Source organism: Stenotrophomonas sp. HMWF023 (genome assembly GCF_003060985.1).
Classification (GTDB): domain Bacteria; phylum Pseudomonadota; class Gammaproteobacteria; order Xanthomonadales; family Xanthomonadaceae; genus Stenotrophomonas; species Stenotrophomonas lactitubi.
In genome coordinates this window covers 1-4,174 of sequence record NZ_QAIJ01000327.1, presented here as the reverse complement: position 1 = coordinate 4,174, position 4,174 = coordinate 1, and the positions used below count along the sequence as shown (strand labels likewise).

At 63.8% G+C, this 4,174-nt stretch carries 2 protein-coding genes; both read right to left on the bottom strand.

All coding sequences use genetic code 11. The features are described from left to right. Positions 1-107: 107 nt before the first annotated feature. Positions 108-1,463 carry a Gfo/Idh/MocA family oxidoreductase gene (locus tag DBR20_RS20180; protein ID WP_108268006.1) on the bottom strand — a complete coding sequence of 452 codons (1,356 nt, stop codon included), beginning with the start codon at positions 1,461-1,463 and terminating at the stop codon, positions 108-110. Between the two features lie 64 nt (positions 1,464-1,527). Then, a partial coding sequence (locus DBR20_RS20175) for a TonB-dependent receptor (protein WP_108268004.1) occupies positions 1,528-4,174 on the bottom strand: 2,647 nt, incomplete at its 5' end.

Here is a 4,174-nt window from a genome sequence, read left to right as displayed (position 1 = left end):
GAATTTCAGAGTTTTCTGATAGTCGCCAGCCATTGATGACGGACGGCAGATACAAAAACGCCGGGCAGTGCCCGGCGTTTCCATCACAGCGTGGAAGGGTCTAATTCTCAATACTTCCCGTCAAACGCAAAAATCGGCTTGCGCTTCTGCCACAACCCTGCAGTGAAATCCGGGAACTCCAGCGTCTGGAAACTGTTGGCGATCGACTGCTCGCTCAACGGGGTAATCGCACTCCACGTCACCGCGTCGTAGATGTCGATCGGCATTGGTGCCTTGGCCTTCAGCGCTTCCACGAACGCATGGATCACGAACCAGTCCATGCCACCATGGCCGGCGCTGGCGGCGGTGTCGGCATTCTGCTTCCACAGCGGATGTTCGTACTGGTCCTGGTACTTCTTGAACTCCTCCCACTGGTGCGGCGGGCTGCGGCCTTCGATGTGGATCGAATGATTCACGTCCATCCACAGGCCCTTGGTGCCCTGCACGCGGAAGCCCATCGAATACGGTCGCGGCAGCGAGGTGTCGTGCTGCAGCAGGATGGTCTCGCCGTTCTCGCAGGCCAGCGTGGTAGTCACGATGTCGCCGAGCTTGAACTTGACCTTGGTGCTCGGGTGGGTGGTGCCACCACTCTTGGCCACGGTGTAGTCGTGCAGGCCGCGTGCCTTGGTGGCGAACGCGTTGATGTGGGTGAAGCGGTTGCCGCGGTTGATGCCGGTATACATCGCGCACGGGCCGATGCCGTGGCTGGGGTACAGCTCGCCATTGCGCTCCACCGAATGCTCGGTGCGCCAGCGTGCTTCGCTCCAGCCCTTGGGGCCGAATTCCACGCCGCTGTCGTAGGGCTGGTTCGGGTCGCCGGAGTTGAACTTCACACCGCGCAGGTCGTGCTGGTAACCGGCCTGCAGGTGTACCAGCTCGCCGAACAGGCCCTGCCGCACCATCTGCAGGGCGGCCATCACATCGCGGCGGTAGCAGACGTTTTCCAGAAGCATGTACGGGGTGCCGGTGGACAGCTGGGTCTTCAGCACGTCCCAGTGATCCTGCAAGGTGATGCCGGCCACAACCTCACAGCCCACGGCCACGCCGGCCTGCATCGCGGCAATCGCCATCGGTGCGTGGTATTCCCAGGGCGTGGCGATGATCACGCCGTCGATGCCCTTCTGTTCCAGCAGGCGCTTCCAGGCATTGCTGTCACGGTCCTGACCGTAGGTCTTTGGCGCAGGCTTGCCCGCCTTGCTGACCATCTCCACCGCGCGCCCGAGCATGATCGGCTCGATATCGCACAGGGCAACGACTTCCACGTCGTCGCGACGCACCAGTTCCTTCAGCAGCACCAGGCCACGCATGCCGGTGCCGATCACGGCCAGGCGTACCTTGCGGCCACGTGCCCATGCCGGGGTCTGCGGCAGCAGGCTGCTGGCGGCGACAGCGGCACTGGCCGCAATGAATTCCCTACGCTTCATGGCAAACACTCTCCTCTTGAAGGCGCGCCAGCCTTGGCCAGCGCGCCTGGTCACGCAAACGGAATTACTTGAACCGGTAGCCGATGGTCACACTGTAACCACGACCGAAGATGGTGGCGTAGTCACTGGAGTCACCCAGGAAGCTGTTCGGATCGTAGAACGGCAGGCGGTTGAACAGGTTCTTGACGGTGAAGCTCAGGTTCCAGGCATCGTCCGGGCGCCAGGTGACGCTCATGTTGGCGGTCCACCACGACGGTGCACCATCGCATTTGCTCTTCTGCAGTGCCAGGTAGCCGCCGGTGCAGGTCTCCTTGTTGTTGCTCACTTCGTCGACCTGGTCGGTGGCCCACTTGGTGCCGCCCACGTAGTTGACGAACATGCTGGTGGTGACCTGCTTGTAGGTCCAGTCGGCATTCAGCGTCGCGCGCAGGCGCGGGTTGTTGTAGTAGCCCACCACGTCACCGTAGAACCAGCCGTTCTGTTCATCCATGTAGAAGCGGTTGCGGTTGGCGATGGTCGCGGCCAGACCGATGTTCAGCCCACCCCATTCACCCAGCGAGAAGCGGCTGCGCGCATCGATGTCGAAGCCATCGATCAGGGTCTTGCCACGATTCTTGTACTGGCCCACCACGCTGGCCACGTTGCCGGCCGAGTAGCCCGGCAGCGTTCCCGGGCAGCTGACGCCACTGGCCGGGTCGGCGCACATCGCCGATAGTACGGCCAGGTTGGCGCGATCGCTGTCGGTGATCGGCGAGCGCGACGACGAGATGATGTCTTCGGCGCGGCGGTAATCCGGGGCGACGATCTCGTTGTCGCGGTAGATGAACCAGTAGTCGGCCGACACCGACAGCCAGGTGGCCGGCTCATAGACGAAGCCCAGCGTGGCGATCTTCGCCTTCTCCGGCTTCAGGTTCTGGTTCGGCTGGGTCATGCGCGCCACGGTGCGGCTGCAGTCCACGTTGAGCAGGCTCTTGCCCAGGTCGACGTCACCGCCGCGCTGCGACTTCAGCAGCAGGTTGGCGATGGCGTTGGTCTCGGCACAGCGCAGTTCATCGCGGAAACCACCCAGCTGGGCGTACACGCCGCCGTTGCCGGACTCGGCCAGGCTGGGGGCGCGGAAGCCGGTGGAATAGGTACCGCGCAGCATCAGCTGATCGAAGGCCTGGTACTTGAAGCCGATCTTCGGCGCGACGTTGGCGCTGAAGTTCGGGTACTTGTCCACGCGCACGGCCGCATCCAGTTCCAGCTTCTCGGTGATCGGCGCCACCGTTTCCGCGAACAGTGCATAGGTGTTGCGCGCGCCATCGAACCACGAGCCACCCTGCTGGGTGATCAGGCCGGCGGCGGCATCGGCGTTGCCGGGCGTATAGAAGGTTTCGCGGCTGGCGTTGAAGCCGAATGCGGCGCGCATGTCACCGGCCGGCAGCTTGAACAGCGGGCCTTCGATCTTGCCGTCCAGGGTATGCAGGCGCGTCCACGACTGGATGTCGAACGTCGGGAACGCTTCGCGGATCAGTGCGCCGTTGGCCTCACTGATTTCACCGAACTTGTACGCCGGATGATCGGAGATGATCACCCGGCCCGTGCCCGGGTCGATGCTGTACGGGCCGAAGGCCTTCTCGAAGCCCTTCACGTTGACGTTGATCGTCTGGTAGGTGGTCGAGTGCGTGCCAGCGGTGGCGAATGCCGTTTCCCAGTTCCAGTCACCGACGTTGCCACGCGCGCCGGTCAGCACGCGGTAGCTCTTGTCGGTGTTGCGCTGGCCGAAGTAGTTGGCGCCCGCGTCCTGCAGCAGGTACTGCAGGCCCACCACGCCACCCATCATGGCCTTCAGCTCGGGGCTGGCGTGGTTGTACTCGTTGTTCGGGCCCAGGAACGGATACAGGAACTGGTTGACGTTGTTGCCGGTATCACGCGAGAACCAGCTGGTCGGGTTGCCGGTGGTGGTGCCGTAGCTGCGCGGCGTACCGCCGTTGGCACGCAGGTCGATATCGGTATAGGTGGCCTCGGCGAAGATCTCGGTGCTGTCGCCCACCAGGAAGGTGCCGTTGAGGTAGGCGGTGTTGCGCTCGGACTTGGCGCCCGCGTCGATCTCGTTGTTCATCCAGGTTTCCCAGACGCAACGCGGGCCGGCGGCTTCACCCTGCAGTACGTTCTGGCAGCCCGGCGCGGCTTCCTGCACGCGGCGACCGGTGACCGGATCGAAGGCGAAGTAGCTGCCCGGGTTGAACTGGCCCGGCTTGCTGCCCACGCCCAGGCGCAGGTTGTTCAGGTAGTTGGGGTTGTTGACGTAGTACTGGTCCGGGCGCTTGTCATAGAAGTCGGCCAGCGGAATCGCGTCGCGGCGGTACATGTTGACCGCGCCATAGATGTTGAAGCGGTTCTCGGTGAGGTCACCGAAGCCGGCGGTGATGCTGGCCTGGCGCTCGCCGTAGGAATCGATGCGCGAGGAGGTGTCGTTGCTGAAGCTGATCTCCGCGCCCTGGAAGTTGCGCTTGGTGATCACGTTGATCACGCCGGCCACCGCGTCGGTGCCGTACACGGCCGAGGCGCCGTCGGTCAGCACTTCCATGCGTTCGATGGCGGCGGCGGGAATCGCATCGATGTTGACGAACTGGGTCTGGAAGCCTGCCGGCGCGCCGTAGTACGACAGGCGACGGCCATTCAACAGCACCAGCGTGCCCTGTGCGCCGAGGCCACGCAGGTTGGCC

What these genes read in the sequence shown, in the direction of transcription:
- DBR20_RS20180 (WP_108268006.1), bottom strand. Translation starts at nt 1,463, where the DNA reads ATGAAGCGTAGGGAATTCATTGCGGCCAGTGCCGCTGTCGCCGCCAGC.